Below are 17,780 nucleotides of genomic sequence, written 5' to 3'. Positions count from 1 at the left end.
GCCCTGCGATGACGAATGTTTGGGACGAACGAATCCTGGGTTTCCCGGACTGTGGAGAGGAACTGAAAGAGGGAAGCGCAACGCGGCAAAGAAAGAAGCCGGGATTTCCCCGGCTTCCATTTGACCGTTCAGCCCTGTTTTTCCTGCTGCCTTGCCCGGTATTCTTCCACCGGCAGGCCGCCGACGCCCCAGTTCTCAAGGTCCACTTCCTCGATCACCACGAAGGTGGTTGCCGGGTTCTTGTCGAGAACGTCAACCAGTAGGTCCGTCGCGCCTTTGATAAGCCGGGCTTTCTGTTCCGCCGTCACCCCTTCACGGGTAACCTGGATATTCACGTAAGGCATGTCAGGCCACTCCTTCGTTGCGTGGTCGAATTTCGAAGATCTTCGCCATGATTTGCCAGCGGCCTTCGTCACGCACGAAGGTCAGGAAATCGGTGAAATCGTTGTTGCCGATCGAACAGCGAACTCTGGCAAAGGCCGTGTTCTCACCGGCGAACTGGATCTCGTCGATGACATCGCGGCGCTCCTCACCCCGGGACGCCGGCGACTGGCGGGCGGCGACGACCGGTACATATTCGGCCATCGTGCGATAGAGCAGGGGTGTCTCGTCCGCCGTGGCGTAGATTGCCTTCTCGTGAAACACCTGCTGCAGCAGGCCGGTATCGCAGTGATAAAGCGCGTCGAAATAGTCGGATATGACCTTTTCCAGCGCGGTCAGGGCACTGCTCATGCCGCCAGGCCTTCTTCCTGAAGGGTCTTCAGGGTGGCCGGGCGAGCACGGATGCGCTCAACATAGGCTGCCGTCTTCGGCCAGTCGCCAAGAGACACGCCGATGAAGTTCGTCCAGTTCAAGATGACAAAGGCATAGGCGTCGGCAACGGAGAAGGTATCTCCCAAAAGATAGTCGCCGCCCTTGGCCAGCAAGGCATCGAACTGGCCGAGCTTGGTATTCAGCTTTGCCTGGTTTTCAGCTGCTTCTGCTTCAGAAAATTCCTTGCCGGAAAAGAACGGGCTGAACCCCTTGTGAAGCTCTGAGGAAAGGAAGCTGAGCAATTCCAGCACGCGGAACCGGTCGAGCGGCTTGCCCGCTGTATCGGTCGCAAAGTCCGGGTACTGCTCGCCAAGCCAATGCAGGATGGCAACGTTTTCCGTCAGAACGTCACCGTTCTCAAACCGAAGTGCCGGCACGTAGCCGCGCGGATTGGTCTGCACGTACGCTGCACCGGTCTCCGTCAGACCCGCGGTCGTATCGACTTTTTCGAGACTGTAGGTGGCTCCGGCTTCGTTGAGCAGCAGATGAGCAGCCATGGAACAGGCACCGGGTTTGTAGAACAGTTTCATCGATTGGCTCCTTGGTTCGTATCGATGCCCGGAAGGTGTCTTTTGAAGTCACCATTGACAAGTAGGTTTCTATTGGTAACTTGCATTTTCGAGTTACCGGGCAGAAACCTGATGGTTCCCGCGTGACCTTGGACCCTTGAAGATCGTGTGGTGCCCATGGCCTTGAAAATGCGCAAGAATCTGAGCCCGAAACCGCCGACCCCTTGCAGTCTGACCCAGTGCATGCAGGTGATTTCCGGAGCCTGGGCGCCGAACGTCATCTGGAGCCTGCGGGCAGGTCCCCGCCGCTTCAACGAGCTGAAGGCGGATATTCCCCCTGTGTCCGGCAAGGTGCTGTCACAGCGCCTTTCAGAGTTGGAAGGCCGCGGTGTGCTGTTGCGCCATGTCCGCCCGACATCGCCACCTTCCGTTGAATATGAGCTGACGGATCTGGGCCAGGATCTGATTCCGGCACTGGAAGCCATTGTTGAAGTCGGGCACAAACTGAAGGTACGGCGCGATTTCCAGATGGCGGCCGAAGCCGCCGAATAGGCGGTGAAGCGGGGAGGGGCTCTTGAAACAGCAGACTTTCGTTTGCGTCCATGGCGTCTGGCATGGCGGCTGGTGCTGGTCGCGTCTGGCAAACATCCTGCGGGCACGTGGGCATCGCGTGACCGCACCAACGCAGACGGGCCTTGGTGAGCGCTCGCATCTGCTTTCGCCGGACATCACGATCCGGACCTTCGTGGAAGATATCGTGCGCCATGTTCAGTTCGAGGACCTGGCGGACGTCATTTTAGTCGGCCACAGCTTTGGCGGCATTCCGATCACCGGAGTTGCAGACCTCGTGCCGGAGCGCATCGGGAAGCTGGTCTATCTCGACGCGATCATGCTGGAGAGTGGGGAAACCTGGTTCGATCTTCTGCCGCAAGATCTTGCCGAAGACCGCAGGAAGCTGGCGGAAACCAGCACAGGCGGCCTGTCACTGCCGCCAGCCCCGCCGGAAAGTTTTGGCATCACGAAGCCGGATGACGTTGCCTTCTTGAAGCCGCGCCTGACACCGCACCCGTTCCGGACCTTCACCACGGCACTGGACCTGAAGCACCCGGTCGGAAACGGTCTTCCAGCCCATTACATCGAATGCACTGACCCGCCGTATCCGCCGGCAAAAGTCGCACTGGCCCGGGCACAGGCCAAGGGATGGCCGGTCTCTCGGATCGCGACAGGCCACGATGCCATGGTGAGCGAGCCTGAGGCGCTTGCAGATCTGCTGGAAGAGATTGCAGAAGAACTTTGACGATGAACAGGCTGCCGTTCCAGGGGCTTTAACGGAAAACGGGGCAGCCTTCTTTCGAAGACTGCCCCGCATCACTGCCAGGACAAGATCGGGTAACGCCGGCAGTCTTTAGAAGAAACCGAGTTTGTTCGGGTTGTAGCTGACCAGCATGTTCTTGGTCTGCTGATAGTGATCCAGCATCATCTTGTGGGTCTCACGGCCGATGCCGGACTGCTTGTAGCCACCAAAGGCCGCATGGGCCGGGTAGGCGTGATAGTTGTTCACCCAGACGCGGCCTGCCTCGATGGCGCGGCCGAACCGGTAGCAGCGGTTGGCATCACGCGACCACACGCCGGCGCCGAGGCCGTACATGGTGTCGTTTGCAATCGCCAGGGCTTCTTCTTCGGTCTTGAACGTGGTGACGGACACGACCGGGCCGAAGATTTCCTCCTGGAAGACCCGCATCTTGTTGTGGCCTTTCAGGATGGTCGGCTGAACGTAGAAGCCGCCGGAAAGGTCGCCGTCGAACTTCGCTTCCGCGCCGCCGCACAGCACTTGTGCACCTTCCTCGACCCCGATGGTCAGATAGGACAGGATCTTGTCCTGCTGCTCGCGGCTGGCCTGGGCACCGACCATGGTCTCGATGGCGCGCGGGTCACCCTGCTTGATGGCTTTCACACGGGCGATCGCCCGTTCAATGAAGGCTTCGTAGATGTCTTCCTGGATCAGGGCCCGGCTCGGACAGGTGCAGACTTCACCTTGGTTGAAGGCGAACAGAACAAAGCCCTCGATGGCCTTGTCGAGGAACGCATCGTCTTCGCTCATGACGTCGGAAAAGAAGATGTTCGGCGACTTGCCGCCCAGTTCCAGCGTCACCGGAATGAGGTTCTCGGTTGCGTACTGCATGATCATCCGGCCGGTTTCGGTCGACCCGGTAAAGGCGATCTTGGCGATGCGATTTGACTTGGCGAGCGGGGCGCCAACCTCTGCACCAAAGCCATTGACGATGTTGAGAACACCATCCGGCAACAGGCCGCCGATGAGCTCCGCCAGCACCATGATTGCCGCCGGAGTCTGCTCGGCCGGTTTCAGAACGACGCAGTTGCCGGCGGCAAGCGCCGGAGCCAGTTTCCAGGCAGCCATCAGGATGGAGAAGTTCCAGGGAATGATCTGCCCGACAACGCCGAGCGGCTCATGGAAGTGGTAAGCAATGGTGTCGGCATCGATCTCCGACATGGAGCCTTCCTGGCCGCGCAGAACGCCTGCGAAATAGCGGAAGTGGTCGACGGAAAGCGGAATATCGGCTGCCGTGGTTTCGCGGATCGGCTTGCCGTTGTCCCAGGTTTCTGCCTTGGCCAGAATGTCGAGATTCTGCTCCATGACATCGGCGATTTTCAGCAGAATATTGGCACGTTCGGCGGCCGGCGTCCGGCCCCAGGCTTCCTTGGCCGCATGGGCCGCATCAAGCGCCAGGTCAACGTCAGCGGCATCGGAACGGGCGACTTCGCAAACGGTGGCGCCGGAAATCGGCGTGATGTTGTTGAAATACCGTCCGTTCACAGGCGCAACGAATTTGCCGCCGATATAGTTGTCATAGCGGGACTTGAACGGAGACGTCGTGTCGACGGAAAAACTGGGCATCTGATTCATCTGGGTTCCTCCACAAGATCGGCGGTCAGGCAACCGAAGCTGCGACGGGCCGAAGGTCCCGGTCCTCCACCGGGAATGGGTGGACTGTGCCGGAGGAACTTGCGCAGTGGTAGGAGGGGGCAGATGCCTGTGTCCGGCATGTGTCTCAGTTCTGAGACAGGTCAGCCGGGATATCAGTCTATGTTCAGCCGTTTCATTCGCCGGTAAAGGGTTGCCCGGCCGATGCCGAGCGCGCGCGCGGCTTCGGAAACGTTGCCGCCGGCCCGCGCCAGTGCACGAATGACGGCAGCCCTTTCAGCCTTCTCAAAGCCGCTCGGGCCATCCTCGCGGCCAAGCAGATCGGAAGCGGGCAGGGGCTTCAGAGGGCCGCTTGCACCAAGCCCGAAGGCCTTCCTGGCAGCGCGTGTTGCCCCGAGAACGATGTCGTCGGCGTCGACGGCAAGCAGCATTGCGGTATCGGTGGTTTCCCCGTCGGCGACGATGATACGGGCGGCAGGAAAAGCGGCGCGGAAGGTTTCGATCTCGATCTGTCTTGCAGTCTGCGAGACCATCGCTGCGATCAGCCGGTTGAAGGTTTCCGTCTGGTCGGAACGGGCAGAAGACACATCTAGTGCACCGGCCAGCCTGCCGTCCGGACCATAGATCGGCGCGTCCATGCAGCTCATGCCGACATTGCGAGCCAGGAAATGTTCCTGCCGATGGACGATCAGATTGCGTTCCTCGGCAAGGCAGGTGCCTATGCCGTTTGTGCCGACAGCGGCTTCGCTCCAGTCGGTGCCCTGGCTGAGACCCCAGTCCTGAAAGATGTCCGCATCGGCGCTCATGCAACGCTGGTCAAGCACAACCCCCTCCGCGTCGGTCAGAAGAACCGTGCAGCCGGACTGACCGACCAGGCCGAATAACTGATCCAGTTTCGGCGTGGCGATTTTCAGGAAGGCACCTGTCTCTTCCCGCCGCCGGTCAAGCTGGTCGTCCCCCATGCGCTGAGGCGCCTTGTGGGCGGCAGGGTCCAGGCCGTGCTTGTCGATCGATCTGCGCCACGAGGCTGCAATCCGGGACAGCGCAGGCGCCGATCCCGATTGCACGGTTCGCAGAACTGTCTCGACATGGTCCTTCATAAATGCGACCGCCGACCTCGGGTCTTCCGGCCGTTTGCGCCGGTTTCAAACCGTCGGATCGTTCCTCCCATGAACGCTCGATTGATCGCGGAGGATGGAGGGATTGCAAGGCGATTGCAAGCCGTCTGTCCGGCAAGGGGCCGAACCGAAGACGCGGGCGGGCTGGACACGAAGGTTGGCGTTGCCTTTCCGGCACCTCAAACGATGCGCCTTCTTCCAGAAAGAGTTTCAGGTATTCATTGTTGTTTTTCTCAAGGGGTTATTTGGAGAAAAAGAAACGTTGGGTAATTAAATCGGAAAACTCGCGCGGAAGTAGTGATTGTTTGTCAGTAATGGCAGTTAAAAACAGACATATGTCTGGAACTGATTAATGCTGACGTAAGCAAATTCGTATACTCACAATGCTAACTCTGGAGGAGTCTGCATGTATGGAATGGTGAACGAAGGCATTCGCACCTTCATTCTGGACAACCACGGACCCGAGGCCTGGCAAAGCATTTGCGAAACCGCGGGCCTGGAGGAACTCGAATTCGAAAGAATGTCGAGTTATGACGATGCCATCACCTACAAGCTCGTCGGTGCCATCTGCAGCTTTACCGGCCTGCCTGCATCGGACGTCCTGAGCATCTTCGGAAAATACTGGGTCGAATACGCAGGCGCCTCGCATTTCGGCAATCTGATGCGCCTTGCCGGCAATTCCTTCATCGAGCAGTTGAAGGGGCTCGATGATATGCACGACCGGATCCTGCTGTCGATGCCACATCTGAAGCCGCCGTCCTTCGAGGTCGACCAGAAGGAAGATGGATCCTGCATTCTGCACTACTATTCCGATCGTGACGGACTGGCGCCGATGGTCATCGGTCTTCTGCATGGTCTCGCCAAGGAGACCGGTGAGAGCATCGAGGTCAACCAGGTCGCGGTGAAATCGGAACAGGCGGATCACGACATCTTTGAAATCCGGATCCTCGACACTGCACTCAAGCCCATGAGAACCGAGGCCGGAATTTGACAGCATCCAAACTCGATCTGACCTGCAAGGCCATCGACATGCTATTTCCAATGCATGTTGTTCTGGACAATTGCGGCCGGATCAGTGGACTGGGCCCGACCCTTGAACGGATCCTCGGGCCGGAAGCGTCGGGAGCAAACTTGTTCGACGTCTTCAGGGTTGAGCGGCCGCGTAACGTCAGATCCATGGCCTGTGTTCGCGAAAGGCTCGGCACGAAACTGGTCCTTTCCGCATGTCCGCAGGATGGCGAGCCTATACAGTTTCGCGGTTTCGCCCTTGCTGCTGCGGACGAGGACACGGTGTTTCTGGACCTGTCCTTCGGTCTTCACCTGTCACAGGTCGTCGAGCGTTTCAGGTTAACGGAAACCGACTTCAAACCGAACGACTTCTCCATCGACCTCTTCTACTCCTTCGAAGCGCAGCGTACGCTTCTGGAGGACAGCCAGAAGATGGCAACCGCATTGAAGGCGGCGAAGATCGAAGCGGAAAAGAAGGCCTCACAGGATCCGCTGACGGAGATTGCCAACAGAGGGGCACTGCACCGGCGTCTGGAAGAGGCGTTGCAGCTGCCTGACACCGGGCACGTGTTTGCGTTCCTTCACATCGACCTCGACGAATTCAAGTCGGTCAACGACAACTTCGGCCATACCGCGGGCGACATGATCCTGATGCAGACGGCCGAGGCGTTGTCGGCAATATGCGGTCCGAACGACCTTCCTGCACGGCTTGGCGGTGATGAGTTTGCCCTGTTTCTGGCTGAGCCTCCGGACAAGGAAAGCCTCTATGCCATGGCGCTGCGCCTCTTGAATGCGATCGCCATGCCGATCCGCTACAACGGGCACAGCTGCCAGGTCAGCGCGAGTATAGGCGTGGTTCTGTTTCATCCCGGCGAAGTGCAGAACGCCGACAGGCTGATCGCGAATTCCGATATCGCGCTTTACGATGCCAAGGTCACCCGGTCGTCCGTCAAATTGCTGTCAAAGGAGATGATTCGGCGGCACGAGGAGACGAGCAGGTTGGTCTCACAGATCGAAGAAGGTCTGAAACGCAGCCAGTTCGTTCCCTATTTTCAGCCGCAGATCGATATCGTCACGGGTCGGGTGTGCGGCCTGGAGGTGGTCGCGCGCTGGGAGACGACAGAACAAGGGGTGTTGCCACCGGCCCGTTTCCTGGAAACGGCGACCAGGGCAAACATCATGTCCGAAATCGACCGGCAGGTGCGGTGCAAGGCGTTCACCCATTTTGCTGCCTGGAAATCCGCCGGGAGGGACATTGGCAAGCTCTCGTTGAACGTGACGGCATCAAACCTCAGGTCGGTGGAGTTTGTCGCGATCTTGCATGCCGAACTTGCCGCGGCCGGCCTGAAGCCCGGGGACATTCAGCTGGAACTGCTGGAATCGATCCTCTTCGACCAGTCGGATCAGGAGCTGATTGCGCAGTGCCGTAACCTGGAACAGGCAGGTTTCGCCCTGGCCCTTGATGACTTCGGCACCGGACATTCCTCCATCGCAACCTTGATCGAAACACCGGTCGCGACGCTTAAGATCGACCGCTCGTTCGTTTCCGGGCTCGACAGGAACCCGAAGATGCAGAGAATTGCCGGCGCCATGCTGGCAATGGCCAAGAACATGGGGCTGGACGTTCTCGCGGAAGGCGTTGAAACCCGCGAGGAGCTGGAGTTCCTGAAAAACTGTGGCTGCCGTCTATTCCAGGGTTTCTATTTTTCGCCGCCCATCGGTGCCGACGAGATCCTGCATTGGCTGGATGTCTGGGCGCCGGACGTGAAATACAAAAGCGCCTGATCGAGATATCGTTCCCGTATTCCATAAAGAAAACCCCGTCTCCTTTTCTGGGAAACGGGGCTAAGTCGATCTCGCGGGGAACGCGAAGTCTCTCTTTGGAGTGCCTGCTTATGCCTGCAGGCGGGATCTGATTTCCTTGCGGAGATCGTCGATGGGCGACGTCTTGCCGCCCTCGTTGATGTGCCAGAAGGTCCAGCCGTTGCAGGCTTCCTGACCCTGTACCAGAGCACCGACCTTGTGGATCGAGCCGGTATGATCGCCGGACTTGAGCGAGCCGTCGGCGCGCACGATGGCAAGATGCTTGCCTTTCGGGCAGCTGAGTTCCGTCCCCGGCTGCAGCAGACCGCTTTCCAGAAGCGTGCCGAACGGGATGCGCTTCAGCGCCCGCTTGCCCTGCTGCATTTCCAGCGACGCGGCATCGCCCGGCTCGATGGCCTCGATACGAGCCATGGCCGCGTCGATATAGTCCTGCTCGCGCTCCACGCCGACATAGTGGCGGCCAAGTTTCTTGGCGACAGCCCCGGTGGTGCCGGTCCCGAAGAATGGGTCGAGCACGACATCACCCGGCTTGGAAGACGCGGTCAGAACCCGGTAGAGCAGAGCTTCCGGTTTTTGGGTCGGATGCACCTTCTGCCCGTCCTTGCCCTTCAGCCTCTCGGTGCCGGTACACAGCGGCAGGTGCCAGTCGGAGCGCATCTGAAGATCCTCGTTGAAGGTCTTCAGCGCATCGTAGTTGAAGGTCGGCTTCGCATCTTTCGACTTCACCGCCCAGATCATGGTCTCGTGGGCATTGGTGAACCGTTTGCCGCGGAAGTTCGGCATCGGGTTGGACTTCAGCCAGACGATGTCATTCATGATCCAGAAGCCGAGATCCTGCAGGATCGCGCCGACGCGGAAGATGTTGTGATACGAACCGATCACATACAGCGAGCCATCCGCCTTCATCACCCGCCGGACGGCCAGAAGCCAGGCTCGGGTGAAAGCGTCATAGGCTTCGAAACTTTCGAACTGGTCCCAATGGTCGTCACAGGCATCCACCTTTGACTGATCCGGTCTGTGCAGATCGCCACCCAACTGAAGGTTGTAGGGCGGATCCGCGAAGACCAGGTCAACAGACCGGGACGGCAGTTTCTCAAGGGCGGCAACGCAGTCGCCCTTCAGGATCGTGTTCAGCCAGGAAGCACCAGCTTCCGGTTCATTTGATAGGCGGGGTGCCGCGAAGGACACCCCGGTACGCAGTACACTCATTGCGACGCAATACCTCACGCAATTTCGAGTGTCATGGTTACCGGGTTTGGTAAATCAGCGGTTAAGCTGACGGAACAAAAATTCCCTTTGAATCAAGGCTTTGTTTACAATCGTAAAAGCTGAATGAGAAGTTAATGACTTGTCCCGACCGAAAAGGCCAGAATTCTGCTGATTTCGTTCAGGGGACGACCGGAAGTTGCTTTCCATTCGTTAAAGGCGGCCTGAATCGCGGTAAGATTTTTTTTCGACATCGCGTCCTTCTCGATGACATTTTCGCGGATCAGGGCGTTAACCACATCGCCGGAGAGGACGAAACTTTCCTTGCCCATGAAGCGCAAGGCGATTTGCCCTGTGTTGCCACCAAGCCGGCTGCCGCGCTTCTTGAGCAGCTCCATCAGGCCGATCTGGTCGTCGACGGGATAATGCGACAAAAAACCGGCTGCGCTGCCGTGTTCGGTCGCTAGGTCCTTGAGGAAAATCGCGTTTTCCTGAACAGATCGGATCTTGGCACCGTTGCGGACGATGCGTTTGTCGCCGAGCAGCTCTTCAAAGGCCTCGTCAGGGAGAAAGGCGAGGCGGGGAACGTCGAACCCCTCGAAGGCTTCCTCGAAACCCGGCCACTTCTGGTCGATCACCTTCCAGCTGAAACCAGCCTGGAACACGCACTTGGTGAACATGGCCAGCCAGCGATCGTCACCGACCTTCTCCAGTTCTTCCGCAGTCCTGGGCGCATTATGCTCTGCCAAAAGAGCGTTGAGTGCTGCCGGTCCGCCTTTCTTCTCCGCGGCCAGTGCTTCTATTTCTTCAAAGGAACGCATGCGGGTCTCCGTCTCGCTGCAGACGCCGTTCCCCCTGCACCCCCTCCTCAGGATGAGGGAGGAGGAAAGGCGTGGTCAGGCGAAAACCTTAGCGCTCCTGGATCTGCTTTGCCCGTTCAAATTTGCGCAGGGCCAGCGAAAGCGTGATCGTCATCATCAGGTAGACCAGCGCGACGACATTGTAGGTCTCGAAGTACCGGAAGGAGCCGGCAGCGTAGACCTTGCCCAGCTGGGTGATATCCGCGACACCCAGAACCGAGACCAGCGAGCTGTCCTTGATCAGGGCGACGAAATCATTGCCGAGGGGCGGCAGGATGGTCTTCAGCGCCTGCGGGAAGATGATCAGGCGGAAGCGAAGCCAACCGTTCATGCCGAGTGCTTCGGCGGCCTCGATCTGACCCTTGTCGACCGCCTGGATGCCTGCCCGAAACACCTCGGCAATGAAGGCTGAATAGCCGATGGTCAGCGAGAGAACGGCGCGCCAGAGCAGAGGGAAATCCCGCGTGCGCAACGGATCCAGACCCAGAGGTTCCACAATGGCGTTGACCCCGGCAATGAACAGCGGTGTTGCGACGAAGGCGATATAGAGCAGAAGCACGATGATCGGCATGCCGCGCACGATTTCGACGTAGAACCGGGCCATCTGCCGCAAGACGATTGATCCGGACAGGGAGGCAAGCGCCAGCAGGAGCCCGATCAGGGACGCGCAGAAGAAGGCGACAAGCGTGACGAAGACCGTCAGTCCGATACCACGCGAGACCGTCGACATGACCTGCGAATAGATGTCGTCGGTCGCAATCTGGAACAACAGGAAAACCGCAATGCCGACGGCAGCAACAAGCCAATAGGGAAAGTCTTCCTTGGGGGTGCCGGACGGTGTCTTGTTGCGGAACATGGGTTGGTCTCGGCTCCAGCTTTGTTAACGGCAGTTCAAACGAAAATGGCCGGCATCGGGGCCAAAAGCCCGGATACCGGCCATGGAGTGGAAAGTCCAGCCGCGCAGGGGCGGAGGATGGCCTTACTGGGCGACTTTATAGTCGAAGAACCACTTCTTGTTCAGTGCATCCAGCGTGCCGTCTGTGCGCATGCTGGCGACAGCCGCATTGATCGGTTCGATCAGGTCGGAGCCTTTCGGGAAAATGAAGCCGAAGTCTTCCGAGCCCATCGGATCGCCGATCAGCTTGAAGGTGTCCGGATTGGTCGCGACGTACCCCTGGCCGCCGGTGCTGTCTGTCAGGACCAGATCGACGTCGCCCGCCTTGAGCGCCTGGACAGCAGCACCAAAGGTTTCGAACAGCTTGATGCGCGGGTTGGCTTCATCGCCATCCAGCACTTCATATACAGTGACGTAGAAGGGAGTGGTGCCCGGTTGAGCACCGGCCAGGAAGTCCGTGTTGGAAGCAAAGCCCTTTGCATCGGTAAACCGGTCTTCATCGGCGCGCACCAGCATGAACATTTCGGACCGCATGTAGGGCTCCGAAAAGTCGACCTGCTCGGCCCTGTCGGCGCGAATGGTGATGCCGTTCATCGCCATGTCGTATTCGCCGGCGGAGATGGCAGGGATCATCGCATCCCAGCTGGTGTTCTGAAAGGTGACGTTCAGGTTCAGCCGCTTGGCGATTTCTGCAACCGCGTCATACTCCCAGCCAATTGCCTTGCCTGACTTGGGGTCGACGAACTGCAGCGGCGGGTAGGTGTTTTCCGAAGCAATGACAATGTCCCGGCCGCCGAGATCCGGCAGATTGTCGGCAAGGGCGGAGACGCCTGCGCCAATCAGGGAGGATACGGCGACCGCGAGGGTCAGAAGGGTTTTTTTCATGGGAAACTCCTGGTCAAAAGTTAGCCGGACTTTAGCCGCTTGCCACGGTTTGGGAAAGCCTGCTCAAATGCATCGTTGAGGGGCATATGCAGAAATTTTCTCTCTGCGAAAAAAAATTCAAAATCCGATGCTAGATCTATTGACCAAGGCCAGCGTTAGCGGGACTGTGAGCCCATAACAACAATAAGGAGACGGTTTATGTCCAACTCAACCAAAAACGTTTTTCATCAAGCCGCCCGCAGGGTTCGGCATGCGCCATCGCATCCGCTTGAGGTCTTTACCGACGCCAACAAGGCGGTCGACCGTTTGATCGAAATTTTTGAATCCAACACCGCCTTTCTGCGCCAGCATTTTCAGGACCTTCTGGATGGCAAGGAAATCGACGGCCGCGTGCGCGCGTTCTATCCGCAGGTCCGTATCGTGACCGACAGCCACGTCCGCCTCGACAGCCGCCTGTCTTATGGGTTCGTCTCCCGCCCTGGCACCCACGCCTCCACGATTACCCGCCCGGATCTGTTCCGTAACTATCTGGTGTCGCAGCTTTCGCTGCTGATGAAGAACCACGACGTGCCGATCCAGGTCGGCGACAGCGACATGCCGATCCCGCTGCACTTCGCTTTCTATGACGGAACGCATGTGGAAGGCGGCGCTGCAGCAGCAAATCTCGACCGTCCCCTCGCTGACATGTTCGATCTTCCCGACCTGACGGTGATGGACGATTCCATCGCCAACGGCACCTACGATCCGGCCGACGGGGTGATGCCGCTGGCATCTTTCACGGCGCCGCGCGTCGACTATTCCCTGCACCGTCTGCAGCATTACACCGCGACAAAGGCCGAGCATTTCCAGAACTACGTGCTTTTCACGAACTACCAGTTCTACATCGACGAGTTCTGCCGCATGTCCAAGGCGCTGCTGCTGCAGCCGGACAGTGGTTACGAGGCGTTTGTTTCCCCCGGCAACGTGGTGCTGGAGGCAGGACAGACACAGCCGGACGGCGAAGAACTGACAAAATTGCCCCAGATGCCGGCGTATCACCTGAAGAGGGCTGACGGCAGCGGCATCACCATGGTCAACATCGGTGTCGGGCCGTCCAACGCCAAAACCATCACTGATCATATCGCGGTGCTGCGCCCGCATGTCTGGCTGATGCTCGGACACTGCGCAGGCCTCAGGAACAGCCAGACGCTCGGTGACTATGTGCTGGCCCATGGGTATGTGCGAGAGGACAATGTGCTCGACCAGGATCTGCCGATCTGGGTGCCGATCCCGCCGCTTGCCGAAGTGCAGGTGGCACTGGAAGACGCGGTTGCCGAAATCACCGGCATCGATGGGTATGAACTGAAACGTGTCATGCGCACGGGAACCGTCGTATCGCTCGACAACCGAAACTGGGAACTCTGGGACCAGCCGGAACTGGTCAAGCGGTTCTCCCAGTCCCGTGCCATCGCGCTCGATATGGAATCGGCAACCATCGCGGCCAACGGCTTCCGCTTCCGGGTGCCTTACGGCACGCTGCTGTGCATCTCGGACAAGCCGCTCCATGGCGAATTGAAACTGCCGGGCATGGCGACCGACTTCTACAAGCGCCAGGTCGCCCAGCATCTCCAGATCGGCATCAGGGCAATGGAGAAGATGCGAGACATGACGGCAGAGCGCCTGCATTCCCGCAAGCTCCGCAGCTTTGCCGAGACGGCGTTCCAGTAAAGTTTCCTGTCGGGCAGGAAGTTTCCCGATTTATGACTGTCGCCCCGGGCGAGCAAAGCGAGACCCGGGGCCAGGTCATTTCCAGAGAAATGACCTGGCGCGGCAAGGGGTTGGCAGAACCTTCTGCGTTGGCAAGCTGACTTGCGAGTAGGCCTCGGATCTGGGCTGCGCATGTCCGGGGTGACACCCTGGAGAACAACGCTCGCCCCCAGCCACCCCGTCCGTCAAACCGTTGCCCACGTACCGGTCTTCGACGATTTCCAGGCAGCTTCCGTGACCAGTTGCACCTCCAGCCCGTCCCGGAAGGTCGGCCAGACAGGTGTTCCGGTTTCGATGGCCTTCAGGAAGTCCCGCATCTCGATGATGATCTGGTCCTGATAACCGGTTCCGTGACCGGGGCCCTGACAGAAGGGCAGGTAATCGGGATGTGCCGGACCGGTCAGGATCTTGCGGAAGCCGCGTTCCGCCTCCGGCCCTTCGGCAAGGTAAAGCCAGAGCGCGTTCTGGTCTTCCTGGTCGAAGCGGATCGAACCCTTGTCACCGTATATCTCGTAGGCGTAACCCATCTTCCGGCCGGTGGCGACACGGCTGATGAAGAGATGACCCATCGCACCGTTTTGAAAGCGGCACATGAGATGGGCCTGGTCGTCATTGGTGACCGCCTCCGGCCCGTTTGCGCCGGGGCGTTCGGAATGGACGGTCTGAATATCCGCACTAACGCTGGAGATAGGCCCGGCAAGGCGCAGGGCGGCGTTGATGATGTGAGGGGCGAGATCGCCCATGCATCCATTGCTTATGTCCTTGGTACGCCAGTGCGACGGTGTTTGCGGATCTGACAGAAAATCCTCGGTGTGTTCAGCGCGAATATAGTGGATCTGACCAATCCGGCCTGACTGGACAAGGTCATGGGCAAATTGGCTTGCAGGAGTGCGAATGTAATTGAAGCCGGTCATGTTCGGCAGGCCGGAGGCTTCTGCCGCCGCCATCATCCTGCGGCAATCTTCGGCGTGGCTGGCAACCGGCTTTTCGCAAAAGACAGCCTTGCCGTTTTCAAAGGCGGCAATTGCGATATCCATGTGGGTCGACTGGGGTGAGGCAATCACAACCGCATCGATCGCCGGATCGGCAACGACAGTGCGCCAGTCGTCCGTCGCCCGGTTGAACCCGAAAGCACGGGCCTTTTCCCGGGCGCCTTCCAGCGTCGTGGCACAGATCGTCTCGCAAATCGGGCGCAGGCCTGTGTCGAAAACCGACGCCACTGATTTCAGGGCAACAGCATGGGCCTTGCCCATATAGCCTGTTCCGATCAGCCCGATCCGGATTTCCATCATGGTTTCGCACCTCCAATTGCAATGAAAAAGCCGGTGCAGACCTGCACCGGCTTCAACATAACCAATGAAATGGCCGCTTGCGACTACTCGGCTTCGTCGGCTGGTGCGGCATTCAACATGCCGTAGCGCTCGACACCGATCTTTTCCAGAAGGTCGATCTGGGTTTCCAGGAAGTCGATATGGCCTTCCTCGTCGGACAGCAGCTCTTCGAAAAGCTGCATGGAAACATAGTCGCCTTCTTCGCGGCAGACATCGCGGGACTTGGCATAGGCCGTGCGGGCGTCATATTCGCCGGCAAGGTCTGATTCCAGCACTTCCTTGATGTTCTGGCCGATGCGCAGCGGTGCGACCTTCTGCATGTTCGGATGGCCTTCCAGGAAGATGATGCGGTCGACCAGCTTGTCGGCGTGCTGCATTTCCTCGATGGATTCTTCACGTTCCTTCTTGGCAAGGCGCGCAAAGCCCCAGTCGCTCAGGAGGCGGTAGTGAAGCCAGTACTGATTGATGGCGCCGAGCTCCAGAAACAGAGCTTCGTTCAGGCACTCAATGACTTTTTCATTCCCTTTCACGGCAGAGCCTCCTTATTGCAAACCGGTCTTTGTTTAGAATTATTCTAGAGTAATTCACGGCAGGCGCAAGGGTCCATTGCGCACAGAAGTGTAACTTCCACTGGTTACACCCCGAAACAGCGAATTGAAACCGATCACATGCGCTTTGACGTTTTTCCGGGAGTAGAGAGCAAGCTTCGGAGCCGTGGACGCCTGTCCTCGCTCAAACCTCACCGAAAGCGGGGGCCGTGGCTCCAGCAGGTCAGGGAGTAGCGGGTGCCCTTGGTCACGGGTACGACCCTGTGCAACATGAAACTGGCAAACAGCGTTGCACAGCCCTGTTCACGCGATGCGGCCATCACCTTGTGCCCAAGGCTGATTTCCAGCGCACCACCTTCATAGTCCTGTGAAGGGGAAAGCTGGGTGACGATGGTTGCCTTGCGGAATTGCGCGATCGGGCCTTCGCCGACATCGGAATGCCAGTCGTAATGGCCTTCTTCACTTTCGTCGTAGATGGCGACCTGCAGTTTCTCGCGAAACTCGGTGATGTCGAAATCGAAAGCCTCGCGGTTGGCCTTTGCAACGGCGGTCATCACGCGGTTCAAAACCCATCCCGCATCGCCTTCGTCATCAAGCCAGCTGATTCTGGCCCGGCGGATGTCACCCTGCTGCTTGCCCCCGACGAGGCCGCCAGTATCCTGAGCTTCGGCCCGGCTCAGGCGGATGATTTCATCGCAGTCCTTTTGAGAGAAGAGTGCGTCATAGGAATAGGTGAACATCGAGGCTCAGATCCAAGGATTGGGTGCGCTGTTCAACATCCAAACCGGACAAACTGCAACTGTTTTCTTGAGCCGGGAAAGAACTATTTCCGGGGGCTTTCGAACGCAGCGGCAAGAGCCTTCTTCATAACCGTGGGAAGTGCTTCGGTTTCAATGACTTCCGGGGCCGACCACCAGCCACCGTCAAGCAGTGGAGTGGTGTCTGCCGTGAGGTCGGCCCGATACACGGTGAGCCGCAAATGGAAATGGGTGAAGGTGTGTTTCACTTCCACCGGTCGCTGCTGCCAATCCGCTGGAAACGGTGCGAAGTCTGGAGCCGCTTCGGGCGAGAAGTCCTCTGCCCATTCGGTCCCCGGCACTTCGCTCATCCCGCCAAGCAGGCCTTTTGGTGGGCGGCGGCGCAACAGCACGGCCCCCGTCGCCGTATCGACAGCCACGAATGCAGCTCCAAAACGGGTCGGCTTTTCTTTTTTGGGTGCTTTGCGCGGCAGTGTTTCGGCAAGGCTTGAGGATTGCACCTTGCAGATAGAGCGCCACGGGCAGAGCGCGCAGGCCGGACGTCTGGGTGTGCAGATGGTTGCGCCAAGGTCCATGACCGCCTGCGCGAAGTCACCGGGCCGTTGGTCCGGTGTCAGGCCAGCCATTTTCGCCTTTATTTCTGGTTTGGCGTCCGGAAGCGGTGTTTCGATCTGGAAAAGTCGTGTCAGCACCCGCTCCACGTTGCCGTCGACCACTGCCGCGTGCCGGTCAAACGCGATGGTTGCGATGGCGGCAGCCGTATAGGGGCCGATGCCCGGAAGCTTCAGCAATGCGTCTTCGTCTTCCGGAAAGCGGCCGTCGTGATCACGGGCAACGGTTTCTGCGCATTTTTTCAAATTGCGCGCCCGCGAGTAATAGCCAAGGCCCGCCCAGGCTTTCATGACGTCTTCTTCAGCCGCGGCGGCAAGATCGGTTACGGTTGGCCAGCTTCGCGTAAACTTCGTGAAATAGTCTTTGACGGCGGCAACGGTCGTTTGCTGAAGCATGACTTCGGATAGCCAGATCCGGTAGGGATCGGGGACTTCGCCCAGTAGGCGGTCTTCCGGGGAAACCCGCCAGGGCAGGCGCCGGGCATGACGGTCGTACCAGTCGAGAAGCAGTCGGGAAGGGGAAGCAGACGCCATGAGATCAGCAGAACAAGTGGTGTTGATATGAAGCAGCAAGCCTTGGATAGCCTGGGGACAACTTGGCTGATAAAGGCAGTGCGGTGAGGTTGGGGAAAGTATTCGTCGTCATTTTGTCGTATTCTATTGAGACACAACACCCCAATCCGGACAATGGTCGGCAAATCGCCGCACCTTACATCTGGATGAG

The 17,780-nt window shown here is 58.7% G+C and carries 18 protein-coding genes; 5 read left to right on the top strand and 13 right to left on the bottom strand.

Annotation, left to right across the window (positions count from 1 at the left end; genetic code table 11):
* Nucleotides 1-128 precede the first annotated feature (128 nt).
* The 3 genes from ACP90_RS22810 to ACP90_RS22800 are packed head-to-tail and all read right to left on the bottom strand — an operon-like array spanning nt 129 to nt 1,343.
* Nucleotides 129-344, bottom strand: a complete 216-nt coding sequence (locus ACP90_RS22810) for a 4-oxalocrotonate tautomerase family protein (protein WP_023001991.1) — start codon at nt 342-344, stop codon at nt 129-131.
* 1 nt (nt 345) lies between these two features.
* Nucleotides 346-732: a nuclear transport factor 2 family protein gene (locus tag ACP90_RS22805; RefSeq protein WP_062490234.1), complete on the bottom strand. Its 387-nt coding sequence runs from the start codon at nt 730-732 to the stop codon at nt 346-348.
* Entirely contained in the window at nt 729-1,343 is a 615-nt protein-coding gene (locus ACP90_RS22800) for a glutathione binding-like protein (RefSeq protein WP_062490232.1), read from the bottom strand. The genes ACP90_RS22805 and ACP90_RS22800 overlap by 4 nt, the downstream gene beginning before the upstream one ends.
* 168 nt (nt 1,344-1,511) lie before the next feature.
* Between ACP90_RS22800 and ACP90_RS22795 the strand changes: the two genes are divergently transcribed.
* The gene (locus ACP90_RS22795) at nt 1,512-1,874 is read left to right on the top strand and encodes a helix-turn-helix domain-containing protein (RefSeq protein ID WP_228148064.1); all 363 of its coding nucleotides are present in this window, start codon (nt 1,512-1,514) and stop codon (nt 1,872-1,874) included.
* Nucleotides 1,875-1,896: 22 nt separating this feature from the next.
* A complete protein-coding gene (locus ACP90_RS22790) occupies nt 1,897-2,619 on the top strand; it encodes an alpha/beta fold hydrolase (RefSeq protein ID WP_062490231.1) in 723 nt (240 codons plus the stop codon).
* Between the two features lie 108 nt (nt 2,620-2,727).
* Here the strand turns inward: ACP90_RS22790 and adh are convergent, their stop codons facing one another.
* Together adh and ACP90_RS22780 are read right to left on the bottom strand one after the other, a co-directional pair.
* Complete coding sequence (gene adh, locus ACP90_RS22785; protein WP_023001986.1) at nt 2,728-4,248, bottom strand: aldehyde dehydrogenase; 1,521 nt, start codon at nt 4,246-4,248, stop codon at nt 2,728-2,730.
* Between the two features lie 173 nt (nt 4,249-4,421).
* Nucleotides 4,422-5,366 (bottom strand): helix-turn-helix domain-containing protein, encoded by a 945-nt coding sequence (locus ACP90_RS22780; RefSeq protein WP_208993389.1) that lies wholly within the window; start codon nt 5,364-5,366, stop codon nt 4,422-4,424.
* 424 nt (nt 5,367-5,790) lie between these two features.
* On the opposite strand from ACP90_RS22780, the gene ACP90_RS22770 reads away from it, so the two are divergent.
* Nucleotides 5,791-6,375: a heme NO-binding domain-containing protein gene (locus tag ACP90_RS22770; protein WP_062490227.1), complete on the top strand. Its 585-nt coding sequence runs from the start codon at nt 5,791-5,793 to the stop codon at nt 6,373-6,375.
* A complete protein-coding gene (locus tag ACP90_RS22765; RefSeq protein WP_062490226.1) occupies nt 6,372-8,177 on the top strand; it encodes an EAL domain-containing protein in 1,806 nt (601 codons plus the stop codon). The genes ACP90_RS22770 and ACP90_RS22765 overlap by 4 nt, the downstream gene beginning before the upstream one ends.
* A gap of 108 nt (nt 8,178-8,285) precedes the next feature.
* On the opposite strand, the gene ACP90_RS22760 is transcribed toward ACP90_RS22765, so the two are convergent.
* The 4 genes from ACP90_RS22760 to ACP90_RS22745 form a co-directional block, all read right to left on the bottom strand.
* Complete coding sequence (locus ACP90_RS22760; protein WP_062490224.1) at nt 8,286-9,425, bottom strand: site-specific DNA-methyltransferase; 1,140 nt, start codon at nt 9,423-9,425, stop codon at nt 8,286-8,288.
* Between the two features lie 131 nt (nt 9,426-9,556).
* Nucleotides 9,557-10,243, bottom strand: a complete 687-nt coding sequence (locus tag ACP90_RS22755) for a DNA-3-methyladenine glycosylase I (RefSeq protein ID WP_062490222.1) — start codon at nt 10,241-10,243, stop codon at nt 9,557-9,559.
* 88 nt (nt 10,244-10,331) lie between these two features.
* Nucleotides 10,332-11,138: an amino acid ABC transporter permease gene (locus ACP90_RS22750; RefSeq protein WP_062490220.1), complete on the bottom strand. Its 807-nt coding sequence runs from the start codon at nt 11,136-11,138 to the stop codon at nt 10,332-10,334.
* A gap of 123 nt (nt 11,139-11,261) precedes the next feature.
* Entirely contained in the window at nt 11,262-12,062 is an 801-nt protein-coding gene (locus tag ACP90_RS22745) for a transporter substrate-binding domain-containing protein (protein ID WP_062490218.1), read from the bottom strand.
* A gap of 198 nt (nt 12,063-12,260) precedes the next feature.
* On the opposite strand from ACP90_RS22745, the gene ACP90_RS22740 reads away from it, so the two are divergent.
* Nucleotides 12,261-13,769: an AMP nucleosidase gene (locus tag ACP90_RS22740; RefSeq protein WP_062490216.1), complete on the top strand. Its 1,509-nt coding sequence runs from the start codon at nt 12,261-12,263 to the stop codon at nt 13,767-13,769.
* A 224-nt stretch (nt 13,770-13,993) separates the two neighbouring features.
* On the opposite strand, the gene ACP90_RS22735 is transcribed toward ACP90_RS22740, so the two are convergent.
* The 4 genes from ACP90_RS22735 to mutY all read right to left on the bottom strand — a co-directional run bounded on the left by ACP90_RS22735 (nt 13,994) and on the right by mutY (nt 17,590).
* Complete coding sequence (locus ACP90_RS22735) at nt 13,994-15,100, bottom strand: Gfo/Idh/MocA family oxidoreductase (protein WP_062490215.1); 1,107 nt, start codon at nt 15,098-15,100, stop codon at nt 13,994-13,996.
* 83 nt (nt 15,101-15,183) lie between these two features.
* Nucleotides 15,184-15,669: a bacterioferritin gene (gene bfr, locus ACP90_RS22730; RefSeq protein ID WP_023001976.1), complete on the bottom strand. Its 486-nt coding sequence runs from the start codon at nt 15,667-15,669 to the stop codon at nt 15,184-15,186.
* Nucleotides 15,670-15,878: 209 nt separating this feature from the next.
* Complete coding sequence (locus ACP90_RS22725; RefSeq protein WP_023001975.1) at nt 15,879-16,427, bottom strand: 2OG-Fe(II) oxygenase; 549 nt, start codon at nt 16,425-16,427, stop codon at nt 15,879-15,881.
* Between the two features lie 83 nt (nt 16,428-16,510).
* Nucleotides 16,511-17,590, bottom strand: coding sequence for an A/G-specific adenine glycosylase (mutY, locus tag ACP90_RS22720; RefSeq protein WP_062490213.1), 1,080 nt, complete (start codon nt 17,588-17,590; stop codon nt 16,511-16,513).
* Between the last annotated feature and the right edge of the window lie 190 nt (nt 17,591-17,780).

It is taken from the genome of Labrenzia sp. CP4, from assembly GCF_001579905.1.
GTDB lineage: Bacteria > Pseudomonadota > Alphaproteobacteria > Rhizobiales > Stappiaceae > Roseibium > Roseibium algicola.
The sequence above is the reverse complement of the archived record's forward strand: the minus strand, read 5'-3'. Positions and strand labels throughout refer to the sequence as shown.